General features: G+C 60.1%; 13 protein-coding genes. 7 read left to right on the forward strand and 6 right to left on the reverse strand.

The features are described 5' to 3' along the window. Positions 1-40: 40 nt before the first annotated feature. The 3 genes from DOD19_RS27080 (at position 41) to DOD19_RS27090 (ending at position 1,702) form a co-directional block, all read left to right on the forward strand. Positions 41-550 carry a CzcE family metal-binding protein gene (locus DOD19_RS27080; RefSeq protein ID WP_160169402.1) on the forward strand — a complete coding sequence of 170 codons (510 nt, stop codon included), beginning with the start codon at positions 41-43 and terminating at the stop codon, positions 548-550. A 131-nt stretch (positions 551-681) separates the two neighbouring features. After that, positions 682-909 (forward strand): hypothetical protein, encoded by a 228-nt coding sequence (locus tag DOD19_RS27085; protein ID WP_024979361.1) that lies wholly within the window; start codon positions 682-684, stop codon positions 907-909. A 454-nt stretch (positions 910-1,363) separates the two neighbouring features. Then, positions 1,364-1,702, forward strand: a complete 339-nt coding sequence (locus DOD19_RS27090) for a copper-binding protein (protein WP_024979360.1) — start codon at positions 1,364-1,366, stop codon at positions 1,700-1,702. A gap of 173 nt (positions 1,703-1,875) precedes the next feature. Here DOD19_RS27090 and DOD19_RS27095 read toward each other — a convergent pair whose 3' ends face one another. From DOD19_RS27095 to DOD19_RS27110, 4 genes are all read right to left on the reverse strand, one after another. After that, positions 1,876-2,475: a YdcF family protein gene (locus tag DOD19_RS27095; protein ID WP_037032491.1), complete on the reverse strand. Its 600-nt coding sequence runs from the start codon at positions 2,473-2,475 to the stop codon at positions 1,876-1,878. 109 nt (positions 2,476-2,584) lie between these two features. Beyond that, positions 2,585-3,433, reverse strand: a complete 849-nt coding sequence (locus DOD19_RS27100; protein WP_024979358.1) for an undecaprenyl-diphosphate phosphatase — start codon at positions 3,431-3,433, stop codon at positions 2,585-2,587. A 63-nt stretch (positions 3,434-3,496) separates the two neighbouring features. Next, entirely contained in the window at positions 3,497-4,009 is a 513-nt protein-coding gene (gene lspA, locus DOD19_RS27105; protein ID WP_064809139.1) for a signal peptidase II, read from the reverse strand. A gap of 69 nt (positions 4,010-4,078) precedes the next feature. Continuing rightward, positions 4,079-6,436: a heavy metal translocating P-type ATPase gene (locus DOD19_RS27110; protein ID WP_231973577.1), complete on the reverse strand. Its 2,358-nt coding sequence runs from the start codon at positions 6,434-6,436 to the stop codon at positions 4,079-4,081. Between the two features lie 130 nt (positions 6,437-6,566). Between DOD19_RS27110 and cadR the strand changes: the two genes are divergently transcribed. The 3 genes from cadR to DOD19_RS27125 all read left to right on the forward strand — a co-directional run bounded on the left by cadR (position 6,567) and on the right by DOD19_RS27125 (position 10,060). After that, positions 6,567-7,001: a Cd(II)/Pb(II)-responsive transcriptional regulator gene (gene cadR, locus DOD19_RS27115; protein WP_024979355.1), complete on the forward strand. Its 435-nt coding sequence runs from the start codon at positions 6,567-6,569 to the stop codon at positions 6,999-7,001. A gap of 146 nt (positions 7,002-7,147) precedes the next feature. Then, positions 7,148-9,076 (forward strand): cytochrome c/FTR1 family iron permease, encoded by a 1,929-nt coding sequence (locus DOD19_RS27120; RefSeq protein WP_024979354.1) that lies wholly within the window; start codon positions 7,148-7,150, stop codon positions 9,074-9,076. 24 nt (positions 9,077-9,100) lie between these two features. Then, entirely contained in the window at positions 9,101-10,060 is a 960-nt protein-coding gene (locus tag DOD19_RS27125) for a site-specific integrase (RefSeq protein ID WP_045220193.1), read from the forward strand. A 126-nt stretch (positions 10,061-10,186) separates the two neighbouring features. On the opposite strand, the gene DOD19_RS27130 is transcribed toward DOD19_RS27125, so the two are convergent. Together DOD19_RS27130 and DOD19_RS27135 are read right to left on the reverse strand one after the other, a co-directional pair. Further along, positions 10,187-13,120 carry a Tn3 family transposase gene (locus DOD19_RS27130; RefSeq protein ID WP_024979352.1) on the reverse strand — a complete coding sequence of 978 codons (2,934 nt, stop codon included), beginning with the start codon at positions 13,118-13,120 and terminating at the stop codon, positions 10,187-10,189. Positions 13,121-14,005: 885 nt separating this feature from the next. Then, positions 14,006-15,796, reverse strand: coding sequence for a hypothetical protein (locus DOD19_RS27135; RefSeq protein ID WP_024979351.1), 1,791 nt, complete (start codon positions 15,794-15,796; stop codon positions 14,006-14,008). A gap of 276 nt (positions 15,797-16,072) precedes the next feature. Between DOD19_RS27135 and DOD19_RS27140 the strand changes: the two genes are divergently transcribed. After that, the gene (locus DOD19_RS27140) at positions 16,073-16,843 is read left to right on the forward strand and encodes a GIY-YIG nuclease family protein (RefSeq protein ID WP_024979350.1); all 771 of its coding nucleotides are present in this window, start codon (positions 16,073-16,075) and stop codon (positions 16,841-16,843) included. Positions 16,844-17,037 lie beyond the last annotated feature (194 nt).

Consider the following 17,037-nt stretch of genomic DNA (forward strand, 5'->3'; position numbering starts at 1 on the left):
GTGGTGTCGCGCCTCTGACAGTCAACATTCGGGATCAATCATGAAAGCTATCCAAGTTCTTTCCGCTATTACCTTCGCCGCACTCAGTGCATCCGCCTTTGCAGGCCCAAACTGGGACGCCATCAACAGTGCCCGCAAGGCCGCGCAACAACAACGGGTTGCGAGTGCGGGCGATGCGAGCGATCAAGCGATGCGCGATCACTGCGCAATGATGGGGCAGATGTCTGCAACAGGAGACAAGATGCACCAGCAAATGATGCATCGGTCGGACAGCCAGCCGAGCAATGCGGGCGCCGCGCTGTTCGGCGAGCGGGCTGCGGCGATGCCCGTAGGCTCGCGCACGGTTGTCGTCGTCCCGGGGATGAAAGCCGTTCCCGTGCGCGCTGGCGAAACGGTGCGCTTTGACTTCGGTCAGAGCTCAACCGCATGGACCTTCGCCGCGCGGCAGGGCAACTCCGCCGTCGAGCTGAGCACGCTCTTTCCGGAGATTCCTGCCGCCAAGGGTGTCTGGGCCTATCCAAACGGCACCGGCCTGTACGCCGGCCACTAAATCAACTCGCGGTGAGCTGACGGAATCTCAGGAGCCGGCGCATTTCGCGCCGCATCACTGGATATGAGCAACACGGGATTCTGAGCGATGGCGACGCAGCCCACTCAGATCCGCACGATTGGAGAAATATCATGCAAACGATCAAGAAGATCATTCTCGCCAGCACGGTACTGGTGTCTCTTGGCGCAACCGCCGGTGTGGTGATGGCCGCGCAGAAGGTAGACCCCTACCACGATGGTGCGCACATCGCAGACAAGCGTGATATCTACACCGACGGCGCACGCTCGGTGAACGATCCGCGCGACCCGTACACCGATGGCCGCAACGCGCTGACAGGTCGGAACACATCAGCGGCCTGACGCTGTCCCGCCAACTGCATGATGAAGAAGCAAGGGATGCTGAGGCGTTCCTGGCTTTCAGTCGACCGTCGATGCAAATCGCAATGCGTGTGACTCACTGTGAATAGAGCCCCCGTCTTCGATCTTCCGCTCAATGTCATTGTGACCATCTTGGTCGCCGTGGCGCTGACATTTTGTGCGATCTGTTTATTCGCTTGGTACCTGCGCCGACGATATGGCACCGGTCATCCGCGTGGACAAGCCCGCGCGCGCACGCGTTCTCGCAAGACCGCGAGCCGCCGCCGCAAGTAAGTCACCGCCCTGCGGCCCCCATTGGGTAAAGCCTGGGCCGCTTCGAAGCATCCAGTCGCATAAATCGCGGCATGCGCTCGAGTCAGGAGTGCGGCGACCCGGACATCCATCGGCCAGACACAACATCTGTTTCCCAACCACCCTCTCATGACGAAGTCTCACGATGAAATACGTTTCCGCTCTTACATTCGCCCTGATGCTGGCATCCGCCCCCGCAGCCTTTGCCGCCACGCCGATGGAAGGTATGGATATGAAGCCGGCAGCGCAGTCTCAGCAAGCACCCAAGCCCGTTTCAGCAGAAGTCCGCAAGGTCTACCCCGACACCGGCAAGGTCACGCTCAAGCATGGCGCCATCGACAACCTCGGCATGGGCGCCATGACGATGACGTTTTCCGTCAAGGACAAGGCGTCGCTGAAGAATTTCAGGGAGGGCCAAGCTGTGTGGGCGGTCTTTGATACGGTCGATGGTCAGCCGACCGTCGTCGATTTGCGGAGCAAGTAAGCCGTCGGCGGCGTACGGGCCAACGGTCGTGCGCCACCCGGCTGAGCGGGATCAGTCGGGTGGGCTGCTCACGAAAGCGCCTTGTCGTGGCATCCACAGGGAAAGCAATGGCCCGTCGCAGCAACGTGGCTGTCCCTGAGTCATGCGTGGCGTACCTGGATGTATTTGGGTTTTCAGGACGGCTTTTTAAAGACAAGGTAGTCGAGATAAAGCCAAATTTCGCGCCACAGAAAGTTCGCTCGAGTGGTCAAGGATTCGAAACGGCTAGAGGACGTAGGCCCAGGCAGGGCCTGGAGTCCAAGATCGTTAGCCATTGCCGTTGCTCTTCGCAAATGTAGCGGATCGCTGACCAACAGAACCGTGCGAATCCCAAGTGGGTCTAATAATTTCTTTGCATTGACAAGGTTTTGCCAAGTCGTACGCGAGGTGGTCTCCGCCAAGATCGCGTCAGGTGGAACACCGTGCTTGATCGCATACTCGCGGCCGACCTCGCCTTCGCTGGGATAACCTGCCCCCGGTGTCCCGCCGGTGAAAACCAGGTATTTCACCTGCTTGTTCTGGTAGCGTGCAATCGCCTCGTTAATCCGCTCCCGATAAACGGGAGACGGCCTATTCCCCCATGCTGCAGCGCCAAGAACAACAGCCGCATCCACGGGAGCATTAAACGACTGCTCTCCGTAACTGACAATCTGCCATGCCACTGTGAGGAATCCAATGGCGATCAAGAGGGCCAGCATCGCTGGCCCGATGACAATGGCGCGTCGAAGTAACATGGAGCGTCGATTCACATCACTCAACCGGCTGACCTCGCTATAGCGAAAGGCCGAATATCGAAGCCTTCTGAAAAAGCTCCAATTCGGCAGAAGCACATGACAAACGTGGTTAGCCAATCCACAGTACCAACAGCGAAGCCAACAAGCAGTAACAGCCGAAGAAATGCCATCGGCCTTGCTCCAGCCAGCGTGACAGCCACCGCAGCGCAACCAAACCTGCCAAGAAGCTCAGCGCCATGCCGATCATGCTTGGCCCCATGAGGTGCAAGAGTCCATCCGAGTGCATTGCTGTGGTGGTAGCTGCGTATTCTTTGTAGAGTCGATACGCTTCTTTGGCGATCACTGCTGGGGTTAATACTACGGCCAACGCAAAGCTAAACTCTTCGGCACGCCGCCGCGTCACACCTAAGGCAAGCCCGGTCGAGATAGTGGCTCCCGAACGAGAGAAACCGCGAAATGGAAGACACAGCCCCTGCACGGCGCCAATCCATGCCGATTGGCGCAGGGTGAGGTTATCGATCCCCCGATCCTGGAGACGGGAAGACACAATGATCAACAGGCCGGCTGCAGCCAAGGCAGCGGCTATCAGACGCGAGTTGCCAAACAGATGTTCGATCTCGAAATTCGATGAATCAGCTACCACTACGTGCTTAATGAATTGCAGCAGCGCCACCCCCACGATACCGGTTGCGAGCGTTGCAACCAGTATGCACAGGGCGTTAGTGCGAAATGCCTGCCCTGAACTGAAATAGGTGGTGCGCCACGATTTCCAGAAATAGGCAATGACCGCGAACATCGTGCCGGTATGCAGCATGACCAGCAAAAGCGTCATTTGAGGCGCCGTTGGATCCAGCCCCATCAGCTTCTCGGCCGCAATGACATGGGCCGAGCTAGATACCGGCAGGAGTTCGGCTGCCCCTTGAATGACGGCAAGGACAAGAATCTGTAGCAAGTTCATCTGTGTGGCTTAGCGGTAATCTAAAATTGAAGCACGGGTGTAAAGGGTAGTACTTGGTATCGTTCAACTTGACTCGGCGCCCGACCGGGCGCACCGACTTTGCGTCCTGGTGGCCCCCAAGAGACAGATCACGCCAAGTGAAATCGCTACATCAGCCAAGTTGAACGCGGGCCAGTGCCACGCTCGCCAATAGAAGTCCAGATAATCGACGACCTGCCCACGCCCCATCCGGTCCGCTGCATTGCCGAGAGCGCCCGCGAGAATCAGCGCATAGGACACAGATTCCAATCGAGGCAACTTGCGGCGGAGCATCCAGATCAACCACGCAGATGCGGCGAAGGCGAGTGCGATCAAGAAATATCGTTGCCAACCGCCGGCCCCGGCCAGAAAGCTGAACGCCGCGCCAGGATTGCGCACATGCACGAGATTGAAGAACGGTGCGATCTCCAAACGCGTGCCGAGCGGTATGAAGACTGCCACGCCGAGCTTGACGGCTTGATCGAACAGCGCGATCAGCCCCGCCAGCAACAGCCAGCGCGGCCACTCGTCTGTTCGTGATGAATGAAGCATGACCATGGCGCAATCAAAGAGGTCCTTCCAGAAGCTTTTGCGGTGTCACGGTTGTCGCTGGTTGGAACTTCCCAGTCATTTGCGCAGCAACCTCAGCCCATTGCCGACCACCAGCAGGCTGGCGCCCATGTCGGCAAACACCGCCATCCACATGGTGGCCTGGCCGGTAAAGGTCAGCACCAGGAATACGGCTTTGATGCCGAGCGCCAGCGCAATGTTCTGCTTCAGAACACCCGCCGTAGACCGGGACAGCCGCACAAAGGCCGGGAGCTTGCGCAGATCGTCGTCCATCAGCGCGACGTCGGCCGTTTCGATCGCCGTGTCCGTCCCGGCGGCCCCCATCGCGAAACCGATATCGGCCCGGGCCAATGCAGGCGCGTCGTTGATGCCATCGCCGACCATGCCGATGGTCCCCTGTGCGGATAGCTGCTCGATTTCGCGCTGCTTGTCTTCCGGCAGCAGGTTGCCCCGAGCTTCGTCGATACCGACCTGCTGAGCGATCGCCTCTGCGGTATGCGGGTTGTCTCCGCTCAACATCAGGGTTTTGATGCCCAGCGCATGCAAGTCCTTGATCGCTTGGCGACTGCTGTCCTTGACGGTGTCGGCCACACCGAACAGCGCGCGTACGCCGTCCGGACCGATCAGCATCACGACCGTTTTGCCCTGAGTTTCAAGCGCGGCAAGGTTGGCTTCCAGCGCCGGCGAGCACACCGCGAGTTCCTCGACCAGGCGATGGTTGCCCAGGTGATAGAGCGCACCGTCGATATAACCCCGGACGCCACGCCCGGGCAAGGCCGCAAAGTCGGTAACGTCGCGCAGGGCTCGACCTTGGTCCCGCGCCGCGCGGGCCACCGCCTGGGAGACTGGGTGGTCGGAGCGAACCGCCAGACTGGCGGCGAGCCTCTCGGCGGCCGAAGTGTCCGCACCGCTCCAAGCCACGACGTCGGTCTGCGCCGGCTTGCCATGTGTGATGGTGCCGGTCTTGTCCAGCGCCAACCATTTCAGCTTGCGGCCTTCCTCGAGATAGGCCCCGCCCTTGATGAGGATGCCGCGCCGCGCGGCGGCGGCCAGACCGCTGACAATGCTCACCGGCGTCGAGATCACGAGGGCACAGGGGCAGGCGATCACCAGCAGCACCAAGGCCTTGTAGATCCAATCCAACCAGGAGGCACCGAATAGGAGCGGCGGGAAAATCGCCACCAGCAGCGCGACCGCAAACACGATGGGCGTGTACAACCGGGCGAACTGGTCAACGAAACGCTGCGTAGGTGCACGACTGCCTTGAGCGGCCTCCACAGCGTGGATGATGCGCGCCAGCGTGGAGTCGCTTGCCGCCGCGGTGACACGGTACTCGAACGACCCGGACTCATTGATGGTGCCGGCGAACACCGGGTCGCCTTCAGCCTTCTCGACCGGCAGGCTCTCGCCCGTGATCGGCGCTTGATTGACGGAGGAGCGCCCCTGCAGGACCGAGCCATCGAGCGCGATACGCTCGCCCGGCTTGACCCGCACCCGGCTGCCAACCGCAACGGTCTTGGCATCAACGTCGGACCAACTCCCATCGCTACGCTGAACCGTGGCGGTCTCGGGCGCGAGATCCATCAGACCACGAATCGCGTTGCGAGCGCGGTCAAGCGAGCGGGCTTCGATGACTTCCGCCAGCGCGAACAAGACCATCACCATCGCCGCTTCTGGCCAGTGGCCGATCACCATCGCGCCCGTGACCGCAATCGACATGAGGGCATTCATGTTCAGGTTGCGGTTCTTGAGTGCGATCCAGCCTTTCTTGTAAGTGGACAGCCCGCCGGTCAGGATCGCGGCCAGCGCCAGGATCACCACCACCCAGTGATTGCCGCCGTTGAGCCAGTAGACCACTTCTGCCAGCACGGCGTTCGCACCGGCAATGGCAAGCAGCCACCATTTGGTGGGCGCAGCATCCTGGACGTGAGCGGGTGCGGCAGCAGAGGTGTCACGGACCTCGGCATCGAAACCGAGCGATTGAATGGCAGCCAGCACTTGCGGTAGCGCGTCCGCAGCGTGCTGAACGGCGAGTGTGCGCTGTACGAGATTGAACTGCATGCCTGACACGCCGGGCATACCCGTCAGCTTGCCGCGAATCAGCGTTTCTTCTGTCGGGCAGTCCATCTGACGAATGGTCAGGACCGTGCTCTGCCCGGCGGGGCTTTCATCCGCGCGAACCGCCCGCATGCCGATAGCTGAGAGCGCCTGGTCGATCGGCGCCGGGGATGGCAGCCGGTGCTGGACGGCCAGCGAACGCTGCATCAGGTTGAACTCAAGGTTGACCACGCCCGGCAGCGCCGCCAGCTTATTGCGAATGAGCGCTTCTTCCGTCGGGCAGTCCATGTTGTCGATCCGGTAGCGAGATCGTTTCAGGTCGACAGCCGCCGTATCGCCGTCCGCCGGCGTCACCATGTTGGCGGCAGCACAACCGCATCCCTTGGAGCCGCAATCACTCACAGCATCTCCTTGTCGCTTGAAATGGATCGGACTCAAGTACACACTCTATAGTTACTATAGAGTCAAGATCTCCCTGTCCGACATCATGAGCATTCAGATTGGCGAGCTAGCCAAGCGCACAGCCTGCTCGGTTCAAACCATCCGGTATTACGAGCGCGAGGGCCTCTTGCTCCCGCCGGACCGCAGCTCGGGCAACTTCCGGCTGTATGGCGAGCGGCACATCGAGCAACTGCAGTTCATCCTCCACTGCCGGTCGCTGGACATGCCGCTGAACGACGTGCGGACGCTCCTGCGCTACCGCGAGCGACCAGACGAGGATTGCGGCGCGGTGAACACCCTCCTAGACAAGCACATCGAGGAAGTCGAGCGGCGTATCGACGCGCTGACGGTTCTAAAGCGCCACTTGTGCGTTCTGCGTGAAACCTGTTCCGATGGGCGAGCCGCTGAAGCCTGTGGAATCCTGCAGGGGTTGTCCGACGGCGGCTGCGCATGCGCTGGAGACGTCACGCACCCGCACTGACACGGGGGGGTGTGGCGAGGTGGGTTCGCAGCATGACCGCACCTCGGCCGCTTGTTTTTCGGTCAGCGCGATATCCGCGTCGCGAAACATGAATTACAATCATTCTCATTTAAAGCCATTTCTCCCGCTTCGCCGGTAGGCTCTTCATGCAACTGCAGCGCGTCGTCTCCCTCATCCTGTTTTACCTGCTGACATCGGTCTCAAGCGCGTACGCCGACACGCTGTCCACCCAAGACAAGACCAAGCAAGTCTGGCAGTTGCTCGACTATCTGGCGGTCGATTATGGTCGCTCCGTCAAGGACGGCCAGGTGGCCAATGCCGACGAGTACGCCGAAATGCAGGAGTTTGCGCATGCGGCGGAACGTCAGATTGCCGAGTTGCCGGCGGGGCCGCAGACGCAAGCCTTGCTCAAGGATGCAGGGGCATTGCGCACGCTCATCGCCGACAAAGCCGCACCCACCGTCGTCGGTGAACAGGCACATAAGCTCGCGGACAGCTTGCTGGCCGCCTATCCGGTGCCGATGGCGCCCAGCAAGGTGCCGGACCTCAAGCACGGGGCCACGCTGTATCAAAGCCAGTGCGCGTCCTGCCACGGCAGCTCCGGACACGCAGATGGCCCGCTGGCCGCCAAACTAAGCCCGCCGCCCATTGCCCTGGCCGACCATCAGCGGGCCCAGGAGCGCAGCGTCTTCGCGCTCCAGCAGATCATCACGCGCGGTGTTGAGGGCACCTCCATGCCCAGTTTCGCGCAGCTCACTGACGACGATCGCTGGGCGCTGGCTTATTTCGCGTCGACCTTGTCGTATTCCGATGCGGATCGGCAAGCCGGCGCCAAACTGTGGGCTTCCCGCCCGGAGCTGCATAGCGCAGTGCCCACACTCGCCAAGCTCAGCCAGACACCCGAGGCGTCGCTCGCCAAGACAGTCAGCCCGGATGCGGCACGGCAATTGACGGCGTATTTGAGAAGCGCGCCGGACGTGCTGAGCGCCTCCAATACAGACAGTCTCGCGATCGCCAAGGACAAACTGAAAGAAAGCGTGGCCGCCTTCGGCCAGGGCGATAAGGCAACTGCCTCACGCCTAGCGCTTTCCGCCTACCTCGATGGCTTCGAGCCGGTTGAACCCGCCTTGGCCGCCAAGAACCAGGCACTGTTCCAGGACATCGAAAAAACGATGGGCCTGTATCGCAACGCGATCACTACCGGTCAGGCCGAGCAGGTACGGGACATCGCGCAGCATCTGCAGACGATGCTGACTGAAGCCCAGGATGCACTGGGTGGCACTAACGATCCGCTCTCTACGTTCCTGGGCGCCTTGACGATCCTTCTGCGTGAAGGCCTGGAAGCGCTGCTCGTCGTGGTCGCCATGATGGCCTTCCTGAAGAAGGCCGAACGCACCGACGTGCTGCCGTACGTCCATGCGGGCTGGATTGTTGCGCTGGCCGCCGGTGGGCTGACCTGGGCCGTCGCTACCTACCTGGTGGACCTGAGCGGTGCCAGCCGCGAGATGACCGAAGGCTTCTCGGCAATCTTTGCGGCCGTGGTCCTGCTCGGCGTGGGCATGTGGATGCACCAGAAGAGCCTGGCCGGCCGCTGGCAGGCCTACGTGAAGCAGAAGCTGTCCTCCGCGCTGAACAAGCGCTCGGCGATCATGCTGTTCGTGCTGTCGTTCGTGACGGTGTATCGCGAGGTGTTTGAGACCGTGCTGTTCTACGCCGCGCTGTGGAGCGAAGGGAACGGCATCTACCTGCTGGCCGGCTTGGGTTCGGGGATTGCGATCCTGGCGGTCATCGCCGTCGTTCTGCTGCGCTCCTCCGCGCGCCTGCCGATCCGCCAATTCTTTGCCTTCAGTTCGGCCTTGGTTGCTGTCCTGGCGGTGGTGCTGATCGGAAAAGGGGTCGCTGCACTGCAGAAAGTCGGCTTCCTGCACATCACGCCGATTTCGATGCCACGCATCGACATGCTCGGCATTTATCCCTCCGTGCAGACGGTAATCGCACAAGTGGCGATCTTGTTCATTATTGCGCTCAGCATCGCGTATAACCTACGATCGCAGAAGGCATCGAGCAAAGCGTAGTCCCCACCTGTATTTGACAGTTCAATGGCGGATATCGACAGGTATTTGCAGGCTGCGACCCGCGATCACACGCGGCGCAGCTATCAGTCCGCCATCCGTCATTTCGAGCGGGAATGGGGTGGCTTCCTGCCGGCCAGCGCTGACAGCATCGCGCGCTATCTGGCCGAGCACGCGCAGGTGCTCTCCATCAATACACTGCGCCAACGGTTGGCTGCGATCGCGCAATGGCATGTTGCGCAGGGCTTTCCCGATCCCACCCGAGCACCGCATGTCCGCAAGGTGCTCAAGGGCATTCAGGCACTGCACCCAGCGCAGGAGCGGCGTGCCAAGCCGTTGCAGCTCGCCCAGTTGGAGCAAATGGTTGCCTGGCTGGATACGCAGATCGCCGCCTCGTCTGAGGGCAACGCCCATCAACTCCAGGTGCATACCCGCAACAAGGCGCTGGTGCTGATCGGCTTCTGGCGGGGCTTCCGGTCGGACGAACTGAGTCGGCTGCAGATCGAGCACATCACGGTGGAGCCCGGCCGGGGCATGACGATTTTCCTGCCGCGCACCAAGACGGATCGCAACCATGTCGGCACGACCCACAAGGCGCCCACGTTGTCGCGCTTGTGCCCAGTCGCCGCCTACGAGGCCTGGCTGGCGGCGTCCGGCCTGACTGAGGGCCCGGTGTTCCGCAGGATTGACCGCTGGAGCCGAATCGCCACCGATGGACTGCAGGCCAGCAGCATCGTGCCTTTGTTGCGCGCGCTGCTCCATCGCGCGGGACTGCCGCAATCGGACCGCTACAGCAGTCACTCGCTGCGACGCGGCTTTGCAACCTGGGCGAATTCGAACCAGTGGGATCTCAAGATGCTGATGGAGTACGTCGGCTGGAAGGACGTACGCTCGGCCATGCGCTATATCGACGCGGCCGACCCCTTTGCACAGCATCGGATCGAAGCAGCGCTGTCGGTCGCACCGCCGCCGGGCATTGCAGGCTGACAGGTTCGATCAAGCGGACCTCTTCAATTGCTTTGGCGAAGCGACCTTGCATGACCCGCTAACGGGCACGATTGGGGTTGACTAGGGCGCATGAGACGTGACGCCGCACCCGCACCAAGTTGTCCGTCACGCTTGGCTTGCGCGTCGCCGAGGTGCCGCCTCCAACAATGCGTCCTGGTACTGGTGGATCGGGAAGCTCAGAATGCCCCGGAAATTCACATGTGCGAAGTGTGCCGGCCCCATGCGTCGGAGCCAGTCATCGTCGACGCGTTGCCCCTTACCGCGCCATGCGTCGACTGTGACTTGCATCCGTTGCGTGTTCCAGCCGATCACCAGATTCGTCAGCAGCGTGAGCGATCCGGAAATCGCCATCATCTCGTCCTGACGCCGCCCACGATCGTGCTGGACTTTGCTGGAGTAGATGGCCCGCTGGAGCTGGTGTACCGATTCGCCACGGTTGAGCAGCGTGCGCAGCTCCCGCCGAAACTCGCTGTTGCTGAAGAAATCGCACAGGAACAGCGTGCGCAACAGCTTGCCGAGGTGATCGGCTGCCCGGTGGATCGGGTCGCCCTGGGCAGCACTGCCAAATCGCTGCAGCGCCACGATTGCGCTCACGCGCCCAGAGTGAATGGAGGCCACCAGGCGCAGCAAACCATCCCAGCCTTCACGGATCGCCTTGGGCGAGATGTCGAGCGAGACGGCACCCTCCAAACCGTCTGGCACCTGCAGGCCGCGCGGCAGGTACAGCTTGCGCTCCGACAGATTGCGCAGCCAGGGACACAGATCGAAGCCGAGCAACTTGGCTACCGCCATCCCCACGTTCGTGTATCCATGGGTATCCACGGCAAGACGGAGCAACCCGCCGTCGGCGCGGGTCTCGTTGTGGCGCATCACGCCTTCGATCGCAACGCCAGTCTGGCGCTCGTTGAGCACCATGGGCTGGTTGTAGACGATCCCGTGCTGGTCCAGCACGTGCGTATAGATCCCGACAGCATGGGTGCGGCGGCGTGGGTCGGCGCGAGCGTAGAACAGGTGGGGTGAGGTATCCAGGCTCATCGAATCGCTCGACGCCAGTTGCCCCGTTCCCCACAGCTCGGTGATCGGGTGCGTGCGCTGGAATTCCACCACCCGCTCGTTCGCACGGCGCAGCCGCCCAGGCATCTCCAGGGCGCGCATCGCGGTTGAGACGTGAGCGGGGTCCAGTTGCGGGATCATGGCCGCCACACCCTTGGCATCCAGTTCGGTGCCGTGGGCAATGAGCCCTGCGTAGAGCGCGATCAGTTCTTGCGAGTCTCTGGCCTTGCGGGCCAGCAGCACTTCACTGAAATTGGTACGCGCATCCATCTCCAGGATCATGTCGGCAAACTGCGCGTTGCCGATGTCCTTGAACAGCAGATCACGGGTGCGCGTGGGTATGCCGTCCGTGTCCGCCGCTTCGAGCGGCGACTGATGGAGCACGCCATTTGCATCAATGGTGAAGTGGCCGGCTTCGCGGGCCTCGTTCAGTGCGGCGAGACTCGCTTTCAGGTGGTCCGTCAGCCGGTTGAGATAGGTGTCCGCTTGGCTCGGCAAGCCGAGCGAGGACAGATACCGGTCACGTTCGGCATCCCACTGCGCAGGTGGGATCAGCAACTGATCGCGCTCACGGAACGACAGGCTGTGGTTGATCCACACCGTGCCGCGGCGCAGCCCTCGGCGCAAGCCCAGCATCGCGCTGGCTTCCATGGCGCGCATCGCGCGCTGACGGTCTTCGCTGTTAACCAAGTCGCGCCAACTGGCACTGACTGGCACCTGGCAGTCGGGCGGCAACTCCGTCGCCCCTCGATCATGCAATCTGCCGACGAACTCTAGCTGCTGCACAGCAGGATCGGCGCCGTTGCTGGCAAACTCCAAGCCGCGCAGAGCAGTCAGGAGATTGCGGATACGGTGTGGGTCTTCGGTGAGCGTCTCTCGCACACTGGCCGCGTGGCTCGCGGGTGGTTTGGTCGAGAAGCCCTCCAGCAACTTGCCGATGTCGGCCAGCCGGTCTTCCGCTGAACGACGGGTATCGTCAACCAGCGCTTTGATGTCGACCAACTGCTGCCGGTATTCAACCGCCGAGCGCACTTGCTTGGCCGTGGTCTTGTTGTAAGCCCGGCGGACCAGGTCGGAAACGCGCCGCCCGGATTGGTAGGCCATCGCATCCGTCAGCTCCAGCAGGGTCACACGCAGGAAGAACACCAGTTCGATCGTGCGCGTGGAGGTTTTCAGTTCGCGGACTTTGGCGGGGCGGCGAGCCTGGATGCGCTGGCCGTAGGCGCGCTGTTTTTCGATGGGGACAGCATCGAATGCCCAGGTATGTGCGCCGAGATCCTTCAGGAAGCGGATCTTGTCCAGCGTCTCGGTCATGGTTGACGGGCTGTGCCGGGCTGGTGGGGTCTTGAGCCATTCGAGTATGGTCGTACCCGATGTTGCATGCTGAACGAACACAGCCGCTTCGGCCTGTGCGATCTGCGTTAGCGGAACAACCGCCTCAATCATGGCCAGCAATTCGCGCTCGATGCCGGCCCAAATGGAGCGGGCAATATCCAGCAGTGCGCGGGTAGAAGGGATCAGAATCCGTCGCTCATACAGCCAGAAGTGAGCGTGCTGGAGCAACTCATCGATCGTCAGCGATTCGGCGGCATCCTGCCGCATCCAGGCTTCCAGCCCAGTCCACTGGTCGCCATCAAGCCGCGTCAGGCCAAGGTAGTCGCATGCCCAAACCTGATGTTCGTAAAGGGTCTTGTATCGCTGATAAATGGTGCGCAGCGAAGCAATGGTTGGCGTCGACACCCCCAGCCTTGCGCCGACATAGCGCAGCAACTGCCGGGGAAGGGTGTTGAGTTGGTCGAGGGTATGACCGCTGGCGCGAAGAAAGACCAGTTGGATGGCGGCTCCTGCGCGGCCGTCACGCCGGAATTTCTGGTTGATCGCGAAGATATCGCTCTCGGTCAGCGCGAAGTAGCGGTCGACGTCGAACTCTGACAACCGCGTGGGCAAGGAGTCCTTTCCCACATAGCGAAATTCCAAGCCCGGCATCTTCAGCCCCCATCAAGGTGGCGCGATCCGAAATCGCGGGCGAACATCGTACTCCTGAAGTCACTTGAGGACAGCAGACAATTGTCGACAAAGACCTGGGAGCCTTATGAATAAAGGCCTTGTGGGGAAACCGCCAGATTTTGCACGAAAAGTACGATTACCCCTGAACGGGTGACGTGCCAAGCGCCTGGATGTGGACATGCCGTCTACAAGCGAATCCATGTCGTCCGTCACGACGGTCTTGTCAGAGTGTACGGGTCCGATTGCTTTGATCGCTTATTCAGGCACATAACCAGGGCGAGTTCTCCTCGCTATGGCAGCACCATTGGTCGCTTGCTTAGTGCTGATGAGCGGCAGATTCTTGCGCAGAATGCAGAACAACTGGTCGCGCGATTTGAGGCGGAGTTTCAGCATGCGCAGGAAAGGTTGCGCCGCCACTCCCGCGGAGCGCGCCCGCTTGTTCAGTCCGTGCGGACAGGCGCAATGTTTATTGCGAGGCCGTCGGCTGCGCGTGACGTGCCGGCACCGGGACCAACAGCCGCAGAACTGGCGGCTGTCGAGAGCGAAGCAAAGCAGTTGGTGCGGGCAAGGTATGGTGTTGATCCTGACGCACCAGGCTGGCAGGGACTCGTCATGGCATGCCAACGCGAGTTGCTCGCAAAGCTGGCAGATACAGACGCCCTACGGGAACGGACCTCAACGATGGACGGGACGGGCAGTCGAGAATGAACAACTGCTTCCGTCCACCAGCACGTCGATGTGCCTGACAGTCGAAATGTGCTCTATGGTTAACATAATATACATTATGCGCGTCAGGACGGTAGGTTTACGGCTGTTGCGTTGCTGGGCGCTCGAGGCTGCTCTTTGGCGCTACGCTGACCTGGTTCACCGCTTCAGCTGCTCAAAATGGCTTAGTAAGTCAGATGGCAATGACTGCTTGATCGAGTTGAGACGGCCTGCAAAGTATCTCGCGTCAAAGTGAGCACCAAGTTCGCACAGGGCTCTGCACACATCCCACTTCTTTGTTTCAATGGCTTTTGCTAAGGGCGTGGAAAAATCAAGTGCTTGCACATTCAGGTCCGCGTATCTTGTCGACAATAAAAACACTGTCTTCTGTTCAAAGCCTGTCGGCTTGTAATCGTCCTCGCACAAGTGCCACAGAAGGTGTGTAGCAGATTCCTCTGAAAACTCTGGTTCGTGCTCAGTAATCAGGTGGCATAAGAGATCAAATCTACTGGCAATGGCAAGGAGATGTTCTAGTTCCACGCCGTCACTGTCGAGATGGTTTACGAGACTTGGTCGGTCGCTAAGAAAATGGACCGCTGCAGCCAGCATTCGCCTATCCAACAATTCTCGGTAAAGCACCGAATCGTCTAACGCCCTTCCGGGCTCCTCTACAAGTTGCTCCACCGCTTCCAAAGCAATCGTCAAGGCGGACTGCAGCGCAACCATTGGTGAGGACTCAGCGGCAATCACAACATCTCGCAGGTCGTCCGCCAATTCGTCTACTGCCTGGCTGTCATCTTCCTCTTCGAGGCCTGCTCTGAGATCCCCCATATGCTCATGGAAAGCAATAGCAAGCAACTGCGGCCCCAATACCTGCATATGCGGTTCAATCCACCGATTGAAGATGTCTGCCGCCCACCGCATCCTTTCTAGAACACTGAGGTTTTCGTTCCATGATCGAATTGCATCACGAAGCTCGGGCTCACGCTCCACGACTGCACTCAGGAACTCTGATTCCATTAACTCGCCGGGGCTAACTTCCAACTTGATCTCGCCCGTATCGATTTCGGCAACTAAGGCCCCAGGCAACCCAACGATAATGTCGCCTTCCGAGTCAATATCCTGACCAAGAAGAACTCCCCACTTGGCCAGATTTGGGTCTGCAAGTGGCGCAAGGGCTGCAAATGCGTCGAAGATGCTAGCGAACCTTGCAATGACTAAAGAAACCGTATCGTGATCCTTCGGTGGGATGTAACTGCTGACCTTCCATAATGTGTGATAGGGCCCCTGGATTGCGGTCTTGCCGTCCAAGGTTATGGCGTTCACGCACGGTTTAGACTCCATTCCGAAGCCTGCCGCCGACAATACACCACTGTCCAAGGCAAACGCCGCCTCTGACGTGGAAATACCGCCGATCATGCCCACGCTCGAAAACATCTTGGTGATGGCGAGGATCTCGCTGTCGGCACGCGCTCGATCAGACTCCTCGCGAAAGGCTGGATCAACTAATACTGCGATACCGTTGACGAGCGCAAGATCGAGTGACCGCTCCTCCAGGATGGCCTGGACTCCGGAGAAATCGGCAGCAATTCGGCGGATCTGCCCCGGATTTTGATGAACCGGAAGTCCTGTACTTCGAAGCCGCCTTCCTGGTTCATGGCTTCCAACCAAGAATCGCACATGCAGCTGAGCGTTGCCGAGTAGAAATGGCAGTGAAAGCAACCACTCGCCTTGATCGGGGAAAAAGTGATCTCCAAGGAGAGCGATGGTTAGCTCAGATTTCTGAGCGAGCCCGGGCCTGAATGTCATTATCCATAGTGCAATCGCAACCGGCAGCTCCATAGCAGCCATTGCGGCTTCAAGATCACGTTGCTCCACTGGAGGCCAAACTTCTGCCAAGTACTGCAGCGTCAGGGACTCTAATGACTGGTGCTTTTCAAGAGGGCTCATCGTTCGGATCAATAGTCTAGGATGCTGCTTTGAAGTTCAAAGTCGAGCCGTGAGAGTTTGCAGCAACCAAGCGTTGCTCGGAAGCATAGTGACAATCCAGAGCATGCCGCAAGAGTAATCGTGTCGCAGAACCTCGAGCGATGCCAACGCTATCGTGCGTCCCTAACTCAGGGGGCTTGAATAGGAGCAACCGGTTCCATGATCTGGAGTCCAGATTCATCGACGTACAACGACTCTCGTCCACTTCGCATCTCAAATTTAGGTGATTGACCAGTCATGATCCTGTTCGAGCTAGCACAATTCTCTGAACTCCCCTCGTTGCTAAATGACGAAACGCGCGCGATGTCGTTGTACGTCATGCAAAACATGCACGGGCTGATCAAGATCGGCCGTAGCGGCAATCCAGCTCAGCGCCAGCAACAACTGCGAGTGGTCGGCCAGTGTGCGATTAGCCTTGTCGCTGTTTTTCCTGGCGCTGGCCATTTCGAGGAGCTCGCTCACTCGCAACTGAGGAAGCACCGCGTTGCATTCGAATGGTTCCGAGGCGACCGTCTTGCTCGTCGAGCCGTCGAAGATTTGTTCGGTGAACAGTTTGTCTGGCCCTTTGAATACCAACAGGATGCGGCCACAGCTTGGATCGAACGCCAACTCGACGCAGGTGTAGATCGCTACTGGCGCCGCAGGGAGCGACGAGTGATCAAGCTGCTGAAGTCCGCTGCGTTGGGGATCGGCGTCTGTGCACAGTACGGTGATGGTCACTACCAGCTTGACGCGGACATTGGCTTGCTACAGGGCTACCCGACCGTCTGTATCGACTCGCGCAAGGGTGAAACGATCGTTACCGGGCAACGGGACGGCGATCGCAAGCGAAGCGAGGTTCCCCGATACACCCGCTCGATGGACGATGCACAGACCCTATGGCTACCAGACGTCGTAGTCGAACACCAGGCCACCTATAGGAGGCCTGTCGACTGTTGTCTCGCCGCGCTTTGTGATCGTTGGGCACTTGATGTTGAGCGCCTTGCGCCAGCAAGGGCTTGGAAATAGGCCGCGCGGAGTTCATTGGCTCGTCGCTTCGCACCTGCCCCTATGCTTGGTTGCGGGTGTTCAGCCGCGGAGCGGCGCAAGGTGTCTAGAGATTAAGCCTGCCCGTTAATTGCATTTGGTGTGCGCAGGGGGTATAGACGTCTACAGCGGCGACAGCCGATTCATTGCGCCTGGCTGTCAACTTTTTGCTCGAC

Source organism: Ralstonia sp. GX3-BWBA (genome assembly GCF_003290055.1).
Classification (GTDB): Bacteria; Pseudomonadota; Gammaproteobacteria; order Burkholderiales; family Burkholderiaceae; genus Ralstonia; species Ralstonia holmesii.